Origin of the sequence: Bacillus mobilis (genome assembly GCF_001884045.1) — a bacterium.
Lineage (GTDB): Bacteria > Bacillota > Bacilli > Bacillales > Bacillaceae_G > Bacillus_A > Bacillus_A mobilis.
Genome location: NZ_MACF01000110.1, coordinates 1 through 19,084, shown reverse-complemented (window position 1 = coordinate 19,084; position 19,084 = coordinate 1). Strand labels below are relative to the sequence as shown.

At 29.4% G+C, this 19,084-nt stretch carries 24 protein-coding genes and 1 pseudogene; 6 read left to right on the top strand and 19 right to left on the bottom strand.

Translation table 11 applies throughout. The annotated features are described in order from the left end of the window. Positions 1 to 117: 117 nt before the first annotated feature. From BAQ44_RS18600 to BAQ44_RS18555, 9 genes are all read right to left on the bottom strand, one after another. The gene (locus tag BAQ44_RS18600) at positions 118 to 429 is read right to left on the bottom strand and encodes a hypothetical protein (RefSeq protein WP_000736944.1); all 312 of its coding nucleotides are present in this window, start codon (positions 427 to 429) and stop codon (positions 118 to 120) included. A 75-nt stretch (positions 430 to 504) separates the two neighbouring features. Then, on the bottom strand, positions 505 to 783 hold the full coding sequence (locus BAQ44_RS18595) for an AbrB/MazE/SpoVT family DNA-binding domain-containing protein (RefSeq protein WP_000843050.1): 279 nt from the start codon (positions 781 to 783) through the stop codon (positions 505 to 507). 14 nt (positions 784 to 797) lie between these two features. Beyond that, entirely contained in the window at positions 798 to 1,001 is a 204-nt protein-coding gene (locus BAQ44_RS18590) for a hypothetical protein (protein ID WP_001123650.1), read from the bottom strand. A 27-nt stretch (positions 1,002 to 1,028) separates the two neighbouring features. Continuing rightward, entirely contained in the window at positions 1,029 to 1,256 is a 228-nt protein-coding gene (locus tag BAQ44_RS18585; RefSeq protein ID WP_000021288.1) for a hypothetical protein, read from the bottom strand. A gap of 24 nt (positions 1,257 to 1,280) precedes the next feature. Continuing rightward, complete coding sequence (locus BAQ44_RS18580; protein ID WP_000892314.1) at positions 1,281 to 1,721, bottom strand: hypothetical protein; 441 nt, start codon at positions 1,719 to 1,721, stop codon at positions 1,281 to 1,283. A gap of 117 nt (positions 1,722 to 1,838) precedes the next feature. Further along, positions 1,839 to 2,252: a hypothetical protein gene (locus BAQ44_RS18575; RefSeq protein WP_000126133.1), complete on the bottom strand. Its 414-nt coding sequence runs from the start codon at positions 2,250 to 2,252 to the stop codon at positions 1,839 to 1,841. A 39-nt stretch (positions 2,253 to 2,291) separates the two neighbouring features. Beyond that, entirely contained in the window at positions 2,292 to 2,609 is a 318-nt protein-coding gene (locus tag BAQ44_RS18570; RefSeq protein ID WP_002020061.1) for a hypothetical protein, read from the bottom strand. 59 nt (positions 2,610 to 2,668) lie between these two features. Then, positions 2,669 to 3,079 carry a hypothetical protein gene (locus tag BAQ44_RS18565; protein WP_001193820.1) on the bottom strand — a complete coding sequence of 137 codons (411 nt, stop codon included), beginning with the start codon at positions 3,077 to 3,079 and terminating at the stop codon, positions 2,669 to 2,671. 352 nt (positions 3,080 to 3,431) lie between these two features. After that, on the bottom strand, positions 3,432 to 3,734 hold the full coding sequence (locus tag BAQ44_RS18555) for a hypothetical protein (RefSeq protein ID WP_000523775.1): 303 nt from the start codon (positions 3,732 to 3,734) through the stop codon (positions 3,432 to 3,434). A 188-nt stretch (positions 3,735 to 3,922) separates the two neighbouring features. Here BAQ44_RS18555 and BAQ44_RS18550 point away from each other — a divergent pair, with 188 nt between their 5' ends. Both BAQ44_RS18550 and BAQ44_RS18545 read left to right on the top strand, forming a co-directional pair. Continuing rightward, a complete protein-coding gene (locus BAQ44_RS18550; protein ID WP_000162598.1) occupies positions 3,923 to 4,192 on the top strand; it encodes a ribbon-helix-helix domain-containing protein in 270 nt (89 codons plus the stop codon). A gap of 111 nt (positions 4,193 to 4,303) precedes the next feature. Further along, entirely contained in the window at positions 4,304 to 4,576 is a 273-nt protein-coding gene (locus tag BAQ44_RS18545) for a non-specific DNA-binding protein Hbs (protein WP_001043947.1), read from the top strand. A gap of 331 nt (positions 4,577 to 4,907) precedes the next feature. Here the strand turns inward: BAQ44_RS18545 and BAQ44_RS18540 are convergent, their stop codons facing one another. The 3 genes from BAQ44_RS18540 to BAQ44_RS18530 form a co-directional block, all read right to left on the bottom strand. Beyond that, entirely contained in the window at positions 4,908 to 6,140 is a 1,233-nt protein-coding gene (locus tag BAQ44_RS18540) for an SIR2 family NAD-dependent protein deacylase (RefSeq protein ID WP_000051204.1), read from the bottom strand. After that, the gene (locus tag BAQ44_RS18535) at positions 6,109 to 7,431 is read right to left on the bottom strand and encodes a hypothetical protein (RefSeq protein WP_000210898.1); all 1,323 of its coding nucleotides are present in this window, start codon (positions 7,429 to 7,431) and stop codon (positions 6,109 to 6,111) included. The genes BAQ44_RS18540 and BAQ44_RS18535 overlap by 32 nt, the downstream gene beginning before the upstream one ends. Before the next feature lie 153 nt (positions 7,432 to 7,584). Continuing rightward, positions 7,585 to 8,214 carry a hypothetical protein gene (locus BAQ44_RS18530; RefSeq protein ID WP_000181006.1) on the bottom strand — a complete coding sequence of 210 codons (630 nt, stop codon included), beginning with the start codon at positions 8,212 to 8,214 and terminating at the stop codon, positions 7,585 to 7,587. A 284-nt stretch (positions 8,215 to 8,498) separates the two neighbouring features. Between BAQ44_RS18530 and BAQ44_RS18525 the strand changes: the two genes are divergently transcribed. The 4 genes from BAQ44_RS18525 (at position 8,499) to BAQ44_RS18510 (ending at position 11,096) form a co-directional block, all read left to right on the top strand. Next, positions 8,499 to 8,981 carry a thioredoxin family protein gene (locus BAQ44_RS18525; protein ID WP_001045585.1) on the top strand — a complete coding sequence of 161 codons (483 nt, stop codon included), beginning with the start codon at positions 8,499 to 8,501 and terminating at the stop codon, positions 8,979 to 8,981. A 39-nt stretch (positions 8,982 to 9,020) separates the two neighbouring features. Further along, positions 9,021 to 10,166, top strand: coding sequence for a DUF418 domain-containing protein (locus tag BAQ44_RS18520; RefSeq protein WP_001186864.1), 1,146 nt, complete (start codon positions 9,021 to 9,023; stop codon positions 10,164 to 10,166). A gap of 371 nt (positions 10,167 to 10,537) precedes the next feature. Continuing rightward, a complete protein-coding gene (locus tag BAQ44_RS18515; protein WP_000791542.1) occupies positions 10,538 to 10,906 on the top strand; it encodes a DUF3796 domain-containing protein in 369 nt (122 codons plus the stop codon). After that, a complete protein-coding gene (locus BAQ44_RS18510) occupies positions 10,896 to 11,096 on the top strand; it encodes a helix-turn-helix transcriptional regulator (RefSeq protein ID WP_001128811.1) in 201 nt (66 codons plus the stop codon). The genes BAQ44_RS18515 and BAQ44_RS18510 overlap by 11 nt, the downstream gene beginning before the upstream one ends. A 381-nt stretch (positions 11,097 to 11,477) precedes the next feature. On the opposite strand, the gene BAQ44_RS18505 is transcribed toward BAQ44_RS18510, so the two are convergent. The 7 genes and pseudogenes from BAQ44_RS18505 to BAQ44_RS18460 form a co-directional block, all read right to left on the bottom strand. After that, entirely contained in the window at positions 11,478 to 12,005 is a 528-nt protein-coding gene (locus tag BAQ44_RS18505; protein ID WP_033656688.1) for a D-glycero-alpha-D-manno-heptose-1,7-bisphosphate 7-phosphatase, read from the bottom strand. A gap of 749 nt (positions 12,006 to 12,754) precedes the next feature. Then, entirely contained in the window at positions 12,755 to 13,642 is an 888-nt protein-coding gene (locus BAQ44_RS18500; RefSeq protein WP_000890773.1) for an S-4TM family putative pore-forming effector, read from the bottom strand. Between the two features lie 12 nt (positions 13,643 to 13,654). Further along, on the bottom strand, positions 13,655 to 14,650 hold the full coding sequence (locus BAQ44_RS18495; protein WP_000241092.1) for a nucleotidyltransferase family protein: 996 nt from the start codon (positions 14,648 to 14,650) through the stop codon (positions 13,655 to 13,657). A 931-nt stretch (positions 14,651 to 15,581) separates the two neighbouring features. Next, complete coding sequence (locus tag BAQ44_RS18485; RefSeq protein ID WP_000359990.1) at positions 15,582 to 17,090, bottom strand: hypothetical protein; 1,509 nt, start codon at positions 17,088 to 17,090, stop codon at positions 15,582 to 15,584. Between the two features lie 222 nt (positions 17,091 to 17,312). Then, positions 17,313 to 18,066, bottom strand: a pseudogene (locus tag BAQ44_RS31460) (bifunctional glutamate--cysteine ligase/glutathione synthetase); the annotation flags it as partial. A 157-nt stretch (positions 18,067 to 18,223) separates the two neighbouring features. Further along, a complete protein-coding gene (locus BAQ44_RS18465; protein WP_000264858.1) occupies positions 18,224 to 18,526 on the bottom strand; it encodes a hypothetical protein in 303 nt (100 codons plus the stop codon). Positions 18,527 to 18,649: 123 nt separating this feature from the next. Then, a partial coding sequence (locus tag BAQ44_RS18460) for an alpha/beta hydrolase-fold protein (protein WP_249024741.1) occupies positions 18,650 to 19,084 on the bottom strand: 435 nt, incomplete at its 5' end.

The window sequence follows — 19,084 nt, the reverse complement described above, 5'->3', positions numbered from 1 at the left end:
AGATAAAAAAAGATAGTAGGGATAATCAATCCTTACTATCTTTACTCTTATTATTCATATGTCTTTAACCATATGATGTCTTTTTTCTTTATATATATATGAATAGATGTTATTAGGTTAAATAAAATCTTTAATGTAATTAGCTATGTCACTAGAAAACAGTGCCATAATTGTAACAACTATATACATAGCAAATAACGATTTTGCTTTTTTCCTCTCATCTGCTTGTTCTTTTTGAAGAGTGATATAGTAAAGAGATGTTAATAGAGTTCCAATAAAGACAAATATCAGGATTATTCTTTGGAGTATGACAGCTTGTTCTTCAGCTATTTGCATAAGAGTTTCAACGTCAGCTTTTAATAATATGTTCAGTCCAACCATTACATATAAAACTAATAAGGCTAATTTAAGAAAAGTTAATTTTTTCATTTTTATAGTGTTCCTCTCTCTTAAATTGTATCGTGAAATACTTTTAATATGGTTTATAACTGTATAAAATAATTCTTACTTTACTAAGTGTTGCTGAATTTCTTTAATTAAAAGTTCAGCCCCTTCAGGACTAAGAACAATTTGTCCATTAGCTAATGACATGTTTTTTTCTGAAATATCACCAGTTATTGTACAAGCATCATATGACTTGTATTTTTGTAGTATTATCTTTTCACCTTCTACAAATATTTCTATAGGATCTTTTTCTGCGATTCCTAATGTTCTTCTCAATTCTTTCGGTAGAACAATACGTCCTAATTCATCTATTTTACGTGTAACACCTGTTGATTTCATGCTTTACCACCCTTTTATTTGTTTTTTAAATCGTTCAGTTCTTTTAATAAATCTTCATGTTTCTCACATAATCTATATACATCTAATAACAATTGTCTACCATTTATTGCTCCCCATTGATTAGATATGTTAACACCATGCAAACATTTGATTAAATCTGGATTCAATATGGCATTTTTTATTTCATCTATACTCATTTTCATTTCTTCTTTAGGCATTTGCTCTTTCTCCTTCGGATCTATCTATCACATATGGACAGACGTACTAAATGATGTATTTTGGGTATCATTTGCATTTAATACTACAATTTTATCGATAAGATTAATTGCTTTATCCAACGAAATGTTTTTTTCATAACATTTATAGCCTAGTTCTAATGTTAAAAGTGTAGCTTCACTTAAAAGTGATTGTTTTTGAATCTCCTCAATTTTTTTCCCTCTTTTACGAAGATTAATATACTGTTCTATCGACATAATTTCATGCTCCTCTCGCTACAATTACATATCTAAATTACTATTATCATCTTTTATTTCGTTTTCTCTCTCTTTAGCTTCTAACATAAAGTTAGCATAAATCATTATCTTTTCTAATCCATCTTTCGTTGCATTATAATCTGTGATATAACGTTCTTTTCTTCCTGGACTCATATATTTGTTATTTTTCATTTCGTTTATTGTTTCTATATTTAAGATTTTTCCCTTTCCTTTTAATTCGTTCACGAGTTTCAAATTAATAGCTAGGCCTATACTCCAAAGAATCAAGCCGATAACGAAAGAAAGTAATAGATGTACTGAAAGAGAATTATCAATGATCATGAAATAGAGAAAATAGATAATTGAGATTGTCCACAAAAATGGATTGTAGTACTTTTGAATTTTTTTATATTTTTTTATATTTATTTCGTGTTGCTTTTTTCTCATTTCAAGATTCTCTAACATGTAAAAGCTCCTTTTAATTAGTTAACTAAGCTTTTTTTCAAGCGTTGAGTATAAACATTACGTTTTCACTCTATTTCTATAATTTTAATTGTAATTAGACTGCTCAGAATTACCTTCTTAGTTTATTGTAGATGTGATTTGCTTAAATTCCTTAAAACCTATAACCCTATCATTTGGATCATATGCGTAAGCTAATTTATAAATCCCTGTATTTGTGGTCACCTTGTAATACTCCGTTTTTGATACTGGTTCTATTAAAATATCTGTAATAGGTAATTTGAGCTTTTCTTTTAGCAGTTCCTCTTGTTTTTTTTCGTTGTACGCTAACCTTTCATTTTTTTGTTTAACCGTTTGATCCTGTTCAATTGTTTGGAAGTACCCGCATACCATTAATCCTATAAAACTCCCTACCATTACAACTGATACAACAATTTTTGCAATCTCAGGTAGATTAGAACCGATAATGATTATAGCAATTGAAACAATACATATAAACAATAATAAAAAAGTTACGAATTGTAATGCTGTCAACTTAACTCAAACCTTTCCATAAGCCACTTTTCTCTAATGCTATTTTTGATTAGTGATTGTTGCAAGTTTAACAAAAAAGCTATTCGCAAATTCATGGAAAAAGTAAATTACACCATAAGCCAATAGCAAGACACCTACCGAAAAACAAATTAATACAATTTGTCCTTTCCAATTGTATTCGCCTAAATGCCTAAATTTAAAAGATACAGCTAGTAAAAGAGGGCTTATAAAAAGTAATGGTATAGTGAATTTATTTAAGGGAATACTCCCTCCAATGAAGCTCCCTAAAACTAATCCACAAAATAAAATTGCTAATATCATTGGTTTTTTTATGCTCATTGCAATCTGTCCTTTCATCTGAATATATTTAATAAATTGATTGTTTTCAAAGTAAATAACAGGAGAACTCTCCTATATTAATTAGTTAGAATCGGGGTAATCTTTTTGATGATCATATTATCATCCATATCACGTGTAAAGATAACTCTAAATACCCCTTTTTCACTGGTTACCTTCGTATAATCCTCATAATCTTCGACTAATAATTTATCGCTAGTCGTTCCCAGTTCATTTTCTAATAGTCTATTTTTATCATCTATTTGCTTTTGTTCAAGGTCTCTCAAGTTTATAGCAAGTACTGCAAGATTATGATCTGCATCTTTACCAGAGTAATATAACGATATGGAAAGAATAGCTACCGTCACTATTATAAATACTGTAGGTAAAGGATTTTCGTGAATAGAACTCAAATCGTTATTTATACCGAATAATAACATTACGCCAGCAGTTATAACGAGTGAAATTGCTAGTATTGCTAGTGTTTGCATACTACGTTACCCTCCCATAATTATTGTATTCGCTCAAAACAACGACATAATTTGATTCAACAACTGGAAAACTGTAAGTAGAAAAAACAAGAATTTTAAATAGAATTAATTTCTTTAATCTTTTCCATCATCATTATTGCTTGTAATAGATGAAAACAAAGCAACACCCATCGCCTTCTTATTACTACTAGAATACCCTCTATATGTTGATTTTCCAAAAATCATCCGTTTCATTAATATCAAAGTAATTAGTAATACAGATACACAACCCACTATCCATAAACAAGACCAAAATAAATTAATCAAATCATTGAAATTATTCATTTAAATCCCATTATTAGTTAATTTATGTTCATAGTCTATTTGCTTTAAAAAGAGCAAGCAGCAAGAAGAATCCTAATAAGCATAAAATTGTTATATTCAATGAGATCCCTGTGTAATGACCAATTGTTACCGTCAAATTATTATAAGTAGGTTCAAATTTATCTTTAAACATAAGTAAAATTCCCGAACTAATTAAACAAATAATTGCTCCAGTTAATCTAATTATGTCTGGAGCATAAAGCTGCTTAGTTTTTAGCCAAAGAACAATAATCGTTGCTAGGGTAACTATAGAAAAGATAAAGATTGATATGATAAGAGTTAAAAGTCCCATCGTGGTAACCCCCTTTCGTTTAATTATAGTTCATAATCAATAAATAAAACTTTATATATTGATTATATAATGAACACAGATATTAAACAACAATAAACTTCATGAAGTTTATTGTTGTTTAATTAAATTGATAGAAACTCTATAGTAATGCTATTATATAAATATGAAAAAGTTAAAGGGTGTTCAATATGACTAAAAAGAAACATTATAAAGTAGTGAATAGAAAACAATTATCTACAACATTAGCCAATGATTTGAATGAAAGATTAGAAAAACTTAAAGAGGATACAAATATACCTAAAACAAGACTATTAGACCAGGCAGTTTCACTGTTATTACTCTTTCAGTCTAATTCTACTAATGCTTTCATTAGTGAAATGAACGAATTAAAAGAGCAAAAAGGGCTTAATAGTAGTGAACTCACAGATTATATTTTAAATAGTCTAAAGAAGGACTAACATGGTTTTATCTAGACTGCTAAGAAACAATCTATGGGTATAGTACTAATTGCATCAAAAGTATAGGCACGTTATAATAGTCACCTAATTACATATAACGAGGTGTAGAAAATGAATAAGACTGAATTAACAAAAGTAGTAGCAGAAAAAGCAGAACTTACACAAAAAGATGCAGCTGCAGCAACACAAGCTGTATTAGATACAATTACAACGGCACTAGCAAGTGAGGAGAAAGTTCAGATTCTTGGATTTGGTACATTTGAGGTTCGCGAAAGATCTGCACGTACAGGACGTAACCCACAAACAGGTGAAGAAATGCAAATCGCTGCTTCAAAAGTACCTGCTTTTAAGGCTGGAAAAGAATTAAAAGATGCAGTGAAATAATTACATATAATGAAAAGGGTTTGATATTCATATCAGACCCTAATGAGACTAACTTAGTTTTAGATATAGAAAAATTTAATTTTCCTAATAGTATTTGAGATGACTCTCCTGATTTGATAAAATCTTAATATATGTAAATTTGCATGTATAAATGTTTGTTTTAATGTTATACTAGATTTAACCAAGAAGCATCCAACAAATTATGATTAATCACTACATTTTCTTTCATAGTATGTCAACGTAAAAAAAGACACTTTCTATAGTGTCTTTTTTTACGTTACTAGATGAATAGATGGATTACAACTTATATTTGGCGATTTTTTATCATATATTATATGATGCTATTTATTATATATTTAATAGCATCCACCATGCCTTGCTGAAACTTATCACTTTCGGTTGGAACTTTTATACCAATTGGTGTTAATCCCCTATGAGATAATTGTTTATTCTCACGGGGATGTAAATTAGGCACAATAATAAAGTGCTGACCGCCTATGCTATTGTGAATGTCCCTATATATTTCCTTAAAATATACATCTTTAAAAGAAAATCCAATAAACAACAAGAATTTACCAGACATAATTCCATTTAGGAAGTCTTTTGTTTTTCGATCCGTATACAAATCATTATAATCATTTTTCGTAACAACCATTGTTTTAGGCCTTTCTGCCATACCGTGAAAATGAACAACTTGCTTTTTACCTTTATTTAAATGATTCTGTAGATTTTCTATATCTTCGATTATCTTAGGAGAACTATAACCGTCCTTCTCTTTATTCCTATATACATCTAATGCATTATCATAATTTGTAGTCAGTATAAAACTAGAAGCCAAATTCATAATATCCCTAATGTTATGCTTACTTTCATCTACTTGATTATTAAAATCGCTGTCTATTTTATTCGTTATATATGTTTTTATTTTATCCTCAGTATTTAAAGTTGGTGAATACTCAAGTATTGTATCTACAGCACCTAGGAAATCACCACTATTAATTAAACCTTCACAGTACTCTTTATCTATTGCTGTATGAAGCTTTTCTTTCATACCCCAAATTAATCCATACCAATCCGGAAGACCAAGTGGCTTTGAGACGCCTGCTCCTAAAAATGGGACTATCTTATCGACATTTTCTTTCAATAACAAGTAGTTATCCATATATTCCTCTTGCAAATACTTTGTTAGCATTTCCTCTTGTTTAGAATTTACCATCTGTATAAACTCCTCTCTTAATTCAAATATTTCTTTAATAAAATGGGATGGACTTTCATGGATTTTCTGCTCACAGAACTCACAATCTTCGTTTAAATCTTCTACAACATCATGTTCTTCATGTTTTAGACATTCATAGGCATAACTTTTTTCAAATAAACTTTCTTGTAATAAGTGTTTCACAAGAAAGTTTATTTCTTTTTCGTTTAATTTTGCATGATAAAGATCTTCTTTTGAGAAAGGTTGCATATTAACTGTGTTAATTAAAGTTTCAAGTAAACTTAAAACCTCTTCTTGCGACTTGAGTAATTCCTGTTTAGCGGTAATGATTAAGTTCTCCAATGACATGATATATAAACTCCTTGCCTAGTGATTTTTTCTGTAAAAATACTATTCTAAAGGATGTCTGCTTAGCATAAATTGTAGTCTGTGAAACCAAACAATTATCTGGGTTAGTATTTCTAAAATCTAAAAACCAAGAAATAGACCATTCTTCTAAATCAGATGATTTTTCAAATTCAGTATAGAGGCTATGAAATAAATCTGTATAGGCAACAGGAATTTTAGATCCTCCGGATTGTGCAGCCCCTTTACTAAATTTACTGGAAATAAATTTTATTCTTGTTGGATACCCTTTTAGAGGTATCTGTTTTGCTATTTTTACTATATCCTTTGTTTTATACTTTTTGCTTATAAACGCAGAACATAACATCGATTGTATTTTCATTCCAAGCGGAGCAGTATTAGTTTTAATAAATGCACTATCATTTGGGAATAGTTTTCTAAGAATAGTTTGGACGCTATCCTTTACCTCTTCTTCTGTAGCTTTTAAAACTTCTTCATGGATGTCTCCTAATAGATTATGTAAAAGATTGGAACATAAATTATACATTCCTTTCCTATCTGACTTCACATCTATACTTTCTAAATTAATTAAAGGTTCAACTATCAAATTTTTAACAGTTGAATACAAGCGATTAAAAGATTTTGGATAATCATCATATTGATTATTCTCATCATTTTTTTTAGATTCTGCCTCTTTTTCATTCTCAATATCTTTTATGTCAGTTAAATTTCGAATCATTGTTAAACAAGTACCATTTTCGAAATTAATATCTATTCCCGCTATAAAGTATCCTATCCTTGTTCCTCTAGGTACAACTTGAACAAATATAAATCTAGCAGTTTTCACCTTATCTCCATTAGTAGTATAGTCATAGCCTGCAATAAATTTAGTACCTAAAGCCTTTATGTCTAACATATCCATTAAATAATACTTACCATCATTCATTTTAGAGAGTAGTGCTTGCGGTATTCTTGTTTCGTTATTAAAACTTTCTAGAATTCGCTTTACTTTCATGTTAAAAGTCGAAACCTCTAACGTGTTATCTGTAACATTAAATCTATCTACAAAAATATTTCTTAATCTACTGTACATTATATGCTCAAAAAATATAGTGTTAAGTAAATACCTATCTTTAGGATTATTTCTAATTACTTCTTCAAAATACGTACTCAATTTCTTTTTATCTTCAATTTTTATAGAAGAACTTAATTTTTCATTCGCTTCTTCTATAATCTTAGAAGAGTCTACAAATTCCAAAAACTTGTGGCCAGTAAATACATAATTTGTCGTCACTTAATTCACCTTCTATTTATTGTTATATAAATATCCTTATTTTAAGTACATATCACTAAAGACAGATCCTGTACCAGTTACTTTACATACTATATTTTTTTGTAAACCATCAATTGTTTAATACTCAACGGAAGCATGATATGCATTATAATATTACTTTAATGTTTTTAAATTATTTAAGATAGAAACGAATCCTAAGACTTTTTGTATTCCCAAAATCCTCATTTCAACCGATTCTAGAAATTTTATAAATTCATTCTTAGTAAACTTCCTTTGTATAATTTCTAACTCTTTTAGCTCTTGCAAATTTTCGACCTCATCAAATCCTTTATGTAATGTAAAGTAAAGGACTCCACCATCTTTAAAGATTTCATAAATTGAGTGTAAGGTACTTTCTAAGTGCTTATTATATTTCATGGAATCTTCACTTTTATTTACCATTGTTAGGCAATCAAAGAAGCGTAGTTTATTCACTATCAAGATATCTTCCTCTATTTTTTTATATGCTGGCGTTAAATCGTAGTTAGAATACTTCTGTAATCTTTTTTCTTCAACTTGTTTTTTTCGCATTTCCTCAGCATCCGGTATTATAAATATACCTTTTTTTATTTCTTTAAGTACACCTTGCTTTTTTAAAGCTAACAATCTTTGTTTACTAATTTCAAATCTATCCATAATATCTTTTGAATCCATCGTATATTGTTTAACGATTCTTTCTACAATCTCTGAGCTATTAATTTTTAGGATTAATGCAAGTTCTTCCAGATCAATAAAATTTGTCATTACAGACCCTCCCGTTTACAAAGTAAATAGATGCTTACTGAATTGTACTATGTACTGTTTACTTTGTAAATAGGTTTAAAAATAATATGGTACGTGAAATTTTATAATCTAGTGCTTTTGTTGAAAATTTATATAGTATTTTATATGGATTATATGTTAAAATATAAGTAGAAAATTTGTTTCCATTGTTTATACTCTATTGTACGTAGCGTGAAGGACAAACCTTACGCCCAGTTAACTCGGGCGAGGTTTGTCCTTTTTTTTACTTTAAGGAGGAATTTACTATGAATAAAGTCTACAAAATTGGAGCAATTGTTACTACATTATGCGTTGCTTGTATCGCTATCTTTACTTTAACTAAAAATGAATCTGTTAACCCAGAGACTGTAACACCAAACAAAACAATTGTATCAGCTGCAGAAACAAAAGGATCGCCCGAAAATATTAAAGATATTTCAAAAGAAGAATTAAAGCAAAAAATACAATCCCATGAAGAGTTTATTGCGTACTACTATCAACCAACTTGTCATTATTGTAAAAAGGCAGCACCAGATATCAATAGTATGTCAAAAAAGCATGATAGAACCATCTATCGTATTGATATCTCTACGCCAGAAAATCAAAGTGCCTTTCAAGAGTTCGATATTCCTGGCACTCCAGTTGTTGTAGCTTATAACAGAGGTGAAGAAATTGAACGCCTAGAAGGTGCAGTGTCAGCTGCTACATATGACGGATTCTTTGCGAGACGTAATTCGAGCGCTAGTTAATATAGTGCTCGTTTTTCTTTTTAAGAAAGGGGAATTTACATGCAACAAAACGCCCGTATTTATTCTTTAGACGCAATAAGAGGTATAGCCATACTATGTATCCTATTTTCTAATCTACCTACTATGACGGGACTAGATCCCTTTAACCAGGCCGGTTATTCCGGTACAGATAAAGGGATTCGTTTTTTAATAGATTTGTTTATACAAGCAAAATTCTATACTATTTTTGCATTCTTATTTGGGGTAGGATTTTTTATCTTTATAAAAAACGCGGAAGCAAAAGGATATTCTATATATAAGCTATTTAGCCGTAGATTGTGTATTTTGCTACTCTTTGGTTTACTCCACTTTATCTTTCTATGGTATGGAGATATTCTACACGCATATGCCTTAGCTGGTTTTATCCTATTGTTCTTTTATAAGCGATCTACAAAGCTTATCTTTATAGTTGGCTGCATCTCTCTATTTGTTAGCTATACACTACATGCTATTTTATTTATACAAGCAAGTTCTTCTATTTCTGCCGTACCTAGTTACTATCAATATATGTTTACAGGCAACACTACCAATCACACTGTAAATCTATTTACACATTATTCACAACAAGTAAAAGCTCGTCTGTTCTTTTTAATAATCGAGGAATTTCAACAATTACTAATAGGAATTCCGGAATATATAGGCTTGTTCTTAATTGGTTTATGGGCTGGTAAGAAAGATATTTTTAAAAGGGTACCGGAATTAATAAAGGAAATTAGATTTATCCAGTGGAGTTCGTTATGCATTTCATGTCTTCTCTCTTGTCCTATTATCTACTATTTTATAAAAACGGATGTCTATTACTCTCAGGATATTAAACTATGGATTCTATTTGGAGGGAAAACGCTAGCTATATTCTATGTTTGTACTCTACTTAGGGTTTGTGAGAATAAAAAATATATAGAGCAGCTGCAACCCTTTATGAACGTAGGCAAGTATGCTTTAACGAATTACATTAGCCAAAGTATACTAACTCTTGTCATTCTTTCGTTGAACTTTAAAGATGTCTCACAGGTATATTACTGGCAATTATGTATCTTCGGGATTTTAATTATCTTTGCGCAAATTATATTCAGCAAAATTTGGAGTAAATATTTTCGCTATGGTCCCATTGAATGGATATGGAGAAAAGGCATTTACAAAAAATAACCTATTTTTCACCAGTTTCATGCAATTGACTGAAAAAAATGATAAAATATCATATGAAAGATTAAAGATATATTTGTGATTGTAAAATGATGTTATTAAAATTAAAGTGGTTCAAGTCAGAGGAAGGCACCTTAGGTGTCTTTTCTTTATTAAAATATGTATTTTAATAAACCTTTAATACTTATGTATTAGATAATAATATTATTTAGTAAAAGGCATTTTTGATGTAGGTTTGCAATAAAGTTTAACCGTTTTGAAAAAAGATTAACTGCTTATAAAAAAGTCGTACCGTTTTCAATCCTTTTTATTTCCAAGTTGATGTGATATATTTATAACAATTAGTGCGAAATACATCACAAAGGAGAATTCACATGAAAAACAAACTGGCTTACTTGGGGTTTATTGGATTTCTAGGATTTCTAGGACTTTTAGGTCCTCATTCATTTTTAGGTGAAACATCATTTACATATTACTTTTTCGCTTTCTTCCCCTTCTTTTTATATGCAAAAGTTATACCAGATGAACTTTTTATCCTACATGTTCGCATTGCTGCCACAAAGTCATTTTTCGTGGCATTAGTAATGGGTGTTTTACTAATCTTAAGTATCGTTATTTTTGCAAATGTACATGTAATCAGATTATGCGTTGTACTTGCAGTTGTAATACCATTAGGAACTTTTGTAATTAATTTAGAAATATTTGAACGTAGAGAAAAGAAAGGGATGCAAGATGCCACTTAAAACTCGAATGAAAGAATTTAGGGTAAAGCTAAGTATGTCTCAAGAAGATCTAGCCAATGAGGTTGGTGTCCGAAGGGAAACAATTGGCAATCTCGAAAATGGAAAATATAATCCTTCATTCAAACTCACTTATGATATTGCGAAGGTTTTGAATGCACCTATTGAAGTTCTGTTTTGGTTTGAAGAATAGGTTAGGTATAAGTAAATTGTTGTAATAGATATGTCTATGAGTTTTGATTAATCTTTTTTATAAAAACTAGATTCGGATTTCTAACAGAAGACTCCATTTTGATTAATCTTTTTTCAAAATGGAGTCTTCTTATTTACCATATAATATGGGTTTGTGGAGTTTTTTTGATTAAACTTTATTTCCCGAAAGAAATATATAACCATAAATATATCCTTCTCTTTTTCCTGATTGAAATTCACTCATTGAAAAATACCTCCTTATGCCTATTTTTATAACTAAAATTCTTATTTTAATGCTGTACTTTATTTTTTGGCCAGTAGAATTAAATATCTTTATTGTTACTAATCACCACTTGTTAAAACTTTATCTTCATAAAAAATATTAAAAAATGTTTCCAAGCGCTACATTAAGCAAAGAAGGAAATTTTAAATTTGCTTTTGTTTCCTCCAAAGAATCAGCAATTCGAACTGTTCTTGTTCCAGCCTTCTTCCCTGCACATATATCGGTTTCTTGGTCACCAATCATATAGCTGCTCGCTAAATCAATATCGTACTTTTGAGCTAACTGCAGCAGCATACCAGCCTCTGGTTTTCTACAAGAACACCCATCTTTTGGCCGATGGATACAGGCAGCAAATTCTTGTATATGAGCACCGGCGTTTTCATTAATTAATTTTTCTTGCATATGTTTATGTATTTCTAAGAGCTCTTCTTGAGTCATATAACCCAATCCGACACCTCCTTGATTCGACGTAACTAGGACCATATAACCCTGTCTATTAAATATAGCAATTGCGTCAGCTGCACCAGGTAGCAGGTAAATATCTTCTGGTTTATTTACAAATCTAACACGATCTGTAAGTACTTCATAAATTCTGTTGTCAATATTTAAATTAAATTTGTAAACTATTCAATTGCATAAGCTCTATAATTTTCAAAAGTATAACTAACAAATTTAAACTAAATTGTTTAGGAAGGTTCGTACCCATGTATAGTTACTTTTGAATCATTCACACTAAATTTCATGTGAAATTCAAATGAAAAAGGGAAATAAATTCGTTTCTAAAAACAAATAAAGATTTTTATCAAGACCTCACCCAAACAATTAAACATTTCCAGAAAACATCCAATATATAGCTTTTCATCCTAAAATGCATACTTTTCTAGTTTAAGATTAATTAGAAAAGTATATTTCATTACAACTATAAATCCATCAGAAAATTATAAATTACATTCCAATTAAAATACTGATTAATAAGCAAGAATACTATATTCTTCTCAAATTACCTATACCTATATTTTCACTATTTTATTATGATATCAACATTTATTTAAAGAGGTTTATACAAAGTGAATAAGTGGAACTTTTAGAAAGGGAAGACGTGCTTTCGTTTTCTCTTTCTAAATTCACATAATTTTCAAATATTAAAACCTAAATGTTAATGTTTGATATATAATGAAATCAACCCGTAGCTAGAGTGTTTGCTCCGATTCAAATTATGAGATAGCTTGTTTCACTTTTTTTATATTATCCACAAAAAAACTTGTAGGGGTTCCTACAAGTTTTTTACAATACTAATATGTCTGCCTCAAAAATCAAATGATTAAGAACATAATTCAATGGTAAAAACCACATTTTAAAATAAACATCCTAAAAAATTACAATAAGTTAGATCTTTCAGTTAATCTTTTATTTATTTGAATCATTTTTTCATCATCTTTCGGTTGCCTTAGCCAATATAACCATTCAGGTATTAATATTGACCTTATTCTATTATAAATAAAAATTGCATCTTGATATTCTCTACATGCACTTGCATTAATCTCAGATAAATTCCCAGTATCAAATTTGTTAATAATACTATTTCCTAATGCCTCTAATTTATTTGATTGCTTCTTCAATTCATCGGATGTTTTAAAACCATAAATTAATATAGACATCGAAGGTAATAATATTTTTATGATATATTCTTGCATTGACATATTCACAAAAAATCCAAATGCAATAGTTAAAATTAGATATAACCCAGAAACTGCAAATAATAAAATTGAAAAATTACGTTTTAATGAAATTGCCCACATCAAATTACTTCGTTGAGCTAAAATTACATTAACATAGAAGTGTTTTGAAGATAATCCCCCATACCAGTTTTTTAGTTTTTCTTCATCTCCTTTAAATTCAGATGAAAAATCCCTAATGTCCTCAGGAGAAATTTGATTACCTACAAGCACATTGTTCCATCTTATATTAAATAGGTTAATATCAAATTTTTCTTGTATCTTAGCTCCTTTTTCAATATAGCCACTTTCTAGCTTCTCGATTTGATAAGCAATTAACAACCACATGGAACCTATTACTGAGAACCAGACACCAGCATTCGATGTTCCAGTGCTCCCGCGATTAAATAAATAAATACTTATTGAGAGTATCGGAATAAATATACTAATACATATTCTTACCGCATAAAATGTTTTTGACTTGTTATAGCAATATCTCATTGCTCTCAAGAGCTCTATATTTTCTTCACTGTTTTGCTTCTCTAACACCCTTACACCATCCTAATCTTCATGTGATGGGAACTCATCACCAAAAACTTTTTTCCAACATTCTATAGCTTCTTTATGTTGTCCTAAATTCTCATACCTTATAGCCAAATCTATGTTTTCAAAGCATCCACTAGATTGGTTACTAATGGAAAACTTAGTATTATAATCCAATGTATTTAAATCCCCTTGTATCCCTTTGGGATCGTAATGACTATTGTATATAGAGGTTTTTAAGTATTCGAAAAATCCTCTTAGCTCTTGTTTCATGCCGTTCCAATAAAATTTATTTTGAAAATAATCCAAAACAATATTTTCCATTAAGTAAGAAGATATTTTTTTAGAACAGTTAGTATTCCAGTACTTTATAACACGAATAAGACCTAATACATTCCCATCAAATTTTTGGTTCGTTTCAGTCGCTCTTTCATTATCAATTCTGGGATCAGTTTTTTTCCAGTTTCCACTACCATCTGGTATAATATAATAACTTTTTCCATAAGCATTCTCTGAAGTAATAAAAGCTGGTACAATATCAAAAACCCAATCATAAGTTGAGAGCTCTAAAGTTGTTGCTTCTTGTCTTCTATGAATTTCTGCTTTTTTGTATTGTGGAATTATTGATAAACTACTCTTAATCTTTTCTATTACTCTAATTGAATTTAGTGTACCATCATCATTAACTAACTTCCTTAACTTATCTGCATCCTCCGGGACGTTTAATACTATTTTATCTGCGTATTCCGTATACGTCGTTCCTTCACCTGTAAAAACTAGCATAAGATCGATATCGTCAAGTGGACGTATTTTTGTTCTTCTTCTAAAAGATCCAAAACCAATAATTTCTTTCCCTGCATAAAGCTTCGGGAAATTTTCAACAACTTTAGGAAAATTTTTTAAATTCCCATACAACCAATCTCTACTATTTCTAGCAATTCCAGTTTGTTCGCTATCTAAGTCCACAGAATTTTTAATAAAATTATCGTATGCACTATTTGCTGTTTTTACCAATTGAAAAATCCCCTCTTCTTCATTTATTAAAACTCTCCACTAATATGTATATTGGTATATTCACATTAATTTATTGCTTTCCATTAGTTTACAACTTATTTATAAATTATGAAACTCTATTTATAGTAAGTAATAAAAAGCTTATTTGTAAGAAGAAATAAATTGTAAATCAGTAAGAACTTTCTCTATAATGCAAAAATTCTTACTATATATCCTGCGAATAATTTTTCTATATTGTACTTAATTCTTTAAATAAACATCTTGGAAATACATATTTGCTTATAAAAAGGGATAAAGATTTTGAAAAAGAAGCTTATGCTTATTTTTTGTCTGTCTATTTTATTCATATTATCTGGTTGTCAAAAAGAATACAACGGAAAATAGGTACAATGGAGCGATACTATAGAAAGCGTTAATACCGACAAACTTGAGAGGAATAATATTCCATATAAAATGAAGGGTAATAAGGTGCATATTCCATAAGATGCATTTGTAATCATGACTAATAAACTCCATATACTTTTCCTTTCCAAACATACCTCTTGTATATAACTTAATAAATCAGTTTGCATATTGTTTTTCAGATACATGTTTGAGTTCATTAATGTACAGCGCGTATTGATTTTTATAACAAGCTTGAGAGAACTATCTCTATCGACAAAGTTCCATCTAAATTGAAAGTAACTACTTTCACCATTCTTTCCCTTTTATTAAAGAGTACTAAAAAAGGGCCGTATGCCCCTATCTATACAAGTATTATTTATAAAACACATCATTAGCAGTAAAAAAACCTAAGGAAATGTAAAGAGATCTTCCCTATAATCTCATTCGACTATTAAATACAAATTATGTCTCAATTCAGTATCAAATGCTATCTCACTCATTAACGTATTTCCCTATCACGGTTGCTGGGACCATTCGACTCATTTCACTATATTTTCAACAACAATTCTTCGTTACTAAAAATGTAAATATCACCGTCCTCTGAGATTTTAATCGCAATTCCTAAATTTGAGGCATATCTAGCAGCCTTTGTTCCTGTACCAAATGTATCTTTATATACCACATTGTTAGGCATTTCAATAATCTCTCCGAAACTCACTATATTCATATGGCCATCAATTACCATTGCACCATCAACTACTGAAATAGTTTCTAATAAAAATTTATCTATCTCTGTAACACTCAAATGCCTTTTATTATCTCTAATAACATTTAAAAAGTCTCTGTCTAAATTATTTTTCTTAAATTTATTCTTTACCAAAAATTCTTCAGCATCACTATATGTTAGATTAGTGTTATGTTCATTTTGAAGTACAATAATAAAAATTGAACTACTTCCTTTTTTCGATAACATTTCAATAACGTTTACTAATTTTATTATAGAAGCTGTCATTTTCAAATGAAGCTCTTTGTAACAATCGGCCCCTAAAGAATACAATAAATCTAGCGTTTTCGTAAATAAAATCCTCATTAATGAAGCCAACATTAAACCATAATGTTTCAATTTCCAATCCCCATTGTCATAACTAAGAAAAAATTCTTTATTAAGGAATACATCCATTTTTTTGTCTGAAAGTGAAAAATAAATATAGTTTAGACGTTCTTGAGTTCTTAATCCCTTAGTATAAGCTATCAAAAATTCTTCTGATTTACGCATTTCATTTTTTAGGTCCTCATTTAACTCATGTCCCTTTCTTGTTTTTTTGAAATCATCAGTTAAATTCAAAAATGTTTTTCTCTTCATCTCATTTATTGTCCAGTTATTAAACTGCGATTTGATTATATCTGACAAGCTTTTCCCTTCATTTTTTTTTCTTATCATTGCAAACACTTCAAAGTTTTTATTAACTGACACTACTAACGATTTGTTATCTATTAGTCTTAGAAAGGGTTTTTCATCCAGAAAGAATTGTTGAATAGGCTTTCTATTCTCAATAGTTTTGATTTCCACATTTAAATTCTTTATTTCTTCAATTGTTAATTCTTCATCGAGACAATATATTACTCCAATATTCACCGAATTTCCTTCATAAGTTTTAGTTCCAATATTTTTCAATGAATTTATATTTTCCCAAAACTTATACTGCTGTGTGGGACTTAGACTAAGATATTTTTTATCAATTAATATGAGGGATAATTCTCTTTGAATATTTTGCAGTATATTTCCATTAAGCATACCTGTATCACCGACTGATTTTTCTAAAATCTCTTGAACAATTTTAATTATTTCCATTGTTACTCTATTAGTTACCTGAGGTATATTTAACGATAGTTTACCTTTAAGATTGTAAAGTAAATTTTCTTCCTGCTGATTAATTGGAAATTTAATATCCAATCCAGAATATTGACTTATCTTTTCCCCAAGTCCTTGAAAAAAATCCTCAATTTCTTCTACCGAGTTTTTCTCTTCAAAACTTTCCTTTTCATTTTTATCCAATATTGTCCCTCCATTATATAAATTTAATTTAATTACATTATAACCATAAAATGTAATTAACACATCATTTTAAAATATTGATTTGTACATTATTCCCGTCCCAATCTCATTTTTGGCCTTACATTAAATGTAATCGATTTTTAACTCCTTTTTTAATCAGGACTCCATATACTTCTACTTTTAATCGTATCCATGTGTTAGATTTAAAAATATTTCAAACCTTGAAAATATATCATAGGAACGTATAGCTTTTTCTATATCATTAAATTCCGCACCTATCGGTATACCGAAACCCATGCTACCGTAAGAATTTTTTCTTATTATTTTATTTTCCATAATTAATGGTGATATATAACTATCTTTACTTGTCATGCCCCCATTTTTTACATATTCAATATGATTTCCCAATTTTAATTTTTAAAATTGATTTTATCAATCTAAAATATCAACCTACATCCCTTGTTGAATAGCATCAAACATCAAAATTTTTCTTGATAACTCCATGTCAGTAAATCCCGTTAATTGATATGGTTTATCCCAAAACTTTTTATGATTTTCTTTAGCAATATGGGTAGCCACTTGACTTTGACTATTTTTGAGACTTTCTTAAAACAATCTTCTTCCAACATTTTCACTTAGATCAGTAAGCATTTTTCTTAAATAAAAAATAAAGTACCCGAAACCGTTACACCGAACATCTTAATTACAATTACAATTTCCATTTCATAGATAATGTGCATAGCATCTGTTTTAAATTGCTTATGTTCTAAGGGATGCTTAAGGGCTACATTATTATTATTATGAACATTATCAATTTCTAACCATTCATCATTATTATCGGCTTCATCAATCCAAAGTAGATAGACGAGGAAAATATACAAGAATTCTGCTTTTCATAGCCAATTCCGTATGTTTCAAATGGGTTTAAAACAAGGTTCCTTAATTCAATATATCGAATACTATATTTATTCAAATCCCATAGCGGGCTTTGAATAAGTACGGTTTCATTTAATTATTAATTAACATTTTTTTATATAAGCCGTACTCCATCAACTTTTTTTATTAATTTTCAGTCTGTGACTAAAATTATTCATCTTAAACACTTGAAATGATATTTACTATTTTTTTGTAATTTACCATTTTGATATTAGTGGCCAAATCCTTTTATTATCGTCCTCAGAAAGAGATGCAAATTTGTGAATTCCTAAATAATTAAATACCCTCTCTACTGGTTTAGTATTAGGCGGAATACTGTCTACCTGTACCGCCAGGAATTCTTGAGATGCAGATATGGTACCTTTTATTGAAATAGCTTTAGAAGTTTCAGTTAGACTCTCAAATAAATTAATTTGACTTTTTTTATTTCCAGTCCCATTCTGAAATTTCAATAACCCTGATTTCATACAATATTTAATCGTCATTTTTTTAATCCACATAAACTATCCATCCCAACACACTTTTTTATAAAAATACTTCATCACAAAATATAACAATCAAAAGTACCCGCATCTTAACTACATGCGGATACTTTTGTTACTATATTTTGCTGTAAATAAGAATCATCTTACATACTTCATATGGAAAGAGAAATGCTCATGTAAGAAAGTGGAAATAAAGAAATAGCTATGATCATAGCCCTCCATTTTTTTATAAGTTACCAGTTGACTATCTTTTTGAGCATTCTCTAAGAAAATATGCTCTTCCAATTGTTTTGGATAAAACTCGTCTTGACTACCTTGCATAATAAGAATAGGTGGAATCGTATCTTCTTTAATTAATTCTGAAGCATCCCATTGTTTCCAAGAATCTTTATCTTCACCTAAATAAGAAGTGAAAGCATTGATTCCCCACGGAACTTGACTAGGGGTTAAGATTGGCGAAAAAGCAGAAATTGCTTTGAATCTCTTAGCATTTTTCATGCCAATTACTAAAGCACCATGACCTCCCATTGAATGACCCATTATACTTTCTTCTCCTGAAAAATTAGGAATCAA

Bases quoted from the DNA above. Each gene is read 5' to 3' on its own strand.
- BAQ44_RS18580 (WP_000892314.1), bottom strand. From the start codon at position 1,721: ATGTTAGAGAATCTTGAAATGAGAAAAAAGCAACACGAAATAAATATA.
- BAQ44_RS18540 (WP_000051204.1), bottom strand. From the start codon at position 6,140: ATGTCATTGGAGAACTTAATCATTACCGCTAAACAGGAATTACTCAAG.
- BAQ44_RS18570 (WP_002020061.1), bottom strand. From the start codon at position 2,609: ATGAAAGGACAGATTGCAATGAGCATAAAAAAACCAATGATATTAGCA.
- BAQ44_RS18550 (WP_000162598.1), top strand. From the start codon at position 3,923: ATGACTAAAAAGAAACATTATAAAGTAGTGAATAGAAAACAATTATCT.
- BAQ44_RS18590 (WP_001123650.1), bottom strand. From the start codon at position 1,001: ATGCCTAAAGAAGAAATGAAAATGAGTATAGATGAAATAAAAAATGCC.
- BAQ44_RS18465 (WP_000264858.1), bottom strand. From the start codon at position 18,526: ATGTGGATTAAAAAAATGACGATTAAATATTGTATGAAATCAGGGTTA.
- BAQ44_RS18515 (WP_000791542.1), top strand. From the start codon at position 10,538: ATGAAAAACAAACTGGCTTACTTGGGGTTTATTGGATTTCTAGGATTT.
- BAQ44_RS18585 (WP_000021288.1), bottom strand. From the start codon at position 1,256: ATGTCGATAGAACAGTATATTAATCTTCGTAAAAGAGGGAAAAAAATT.
- BAQ44_RS18565 (WP_001193820.1), bottom strand. From the start codon at position 3,079: ATGCAAACACTAGCAATACTAGCAATTTCACTCGTTATAACTGCTGGC.
- BAQ44_RS18530 (WP_000181006.1), bottom strand. From the start codon at position 8,214: ATGACAAATTTTATTGATCTGGAAGAACTTGCATTAATCCTAAAAATT.
- BAQ44_RS18525 (WP_001045585.1), top strand. From the start codon at position 8,499: ATGAATAAAGTCTACAAAATTGGAGCAATTGTTACTACATTATGCGTT.
- BAQ44_RS18595 (WP_000843050.1), bottom strand. From the start codon at position 783: ATGAAATCAACAGGTGTTACACGTAAAATAGATGAATTAGGACGTATT.
- BAQ44_RS18555 (WP_000523775.1), bottom strand. From the start codon at position 3,734: ATGGGACTTTTAACTCTTATCATATCAATCTTTATCTTTTCTATAGTT.
- BAQ44_RS18520 (WP_001186864.1), top strand. From the start codon at position 9,021: ATGCAACAAAACGCCCGTATTTATTCTTTAGACGCAATAAGAGGTATA.
- BAQ44_RS18545 (WP_001043947.1), top strand. From the start codon at position 4,304: ATGAATAAGACTGAATTAACAAAAGTAGTAGCAGAAAAAGCAGAACTT.
- BAQ44_RS18510 (WP_001128811.1), top strand. From the start codon at position 10,896: ATGCCACTTAAAACTCGAATGAAAGAATTTAGGGTAAAGCTAAGTATG.
- BAQ44_RS18600 (WP_000736944.1), bottom strand. From the start codon at position 429: ATGAAAAAATTAACTTTTCTTAAATTAGCCTTATTAGTTTTATATGTA.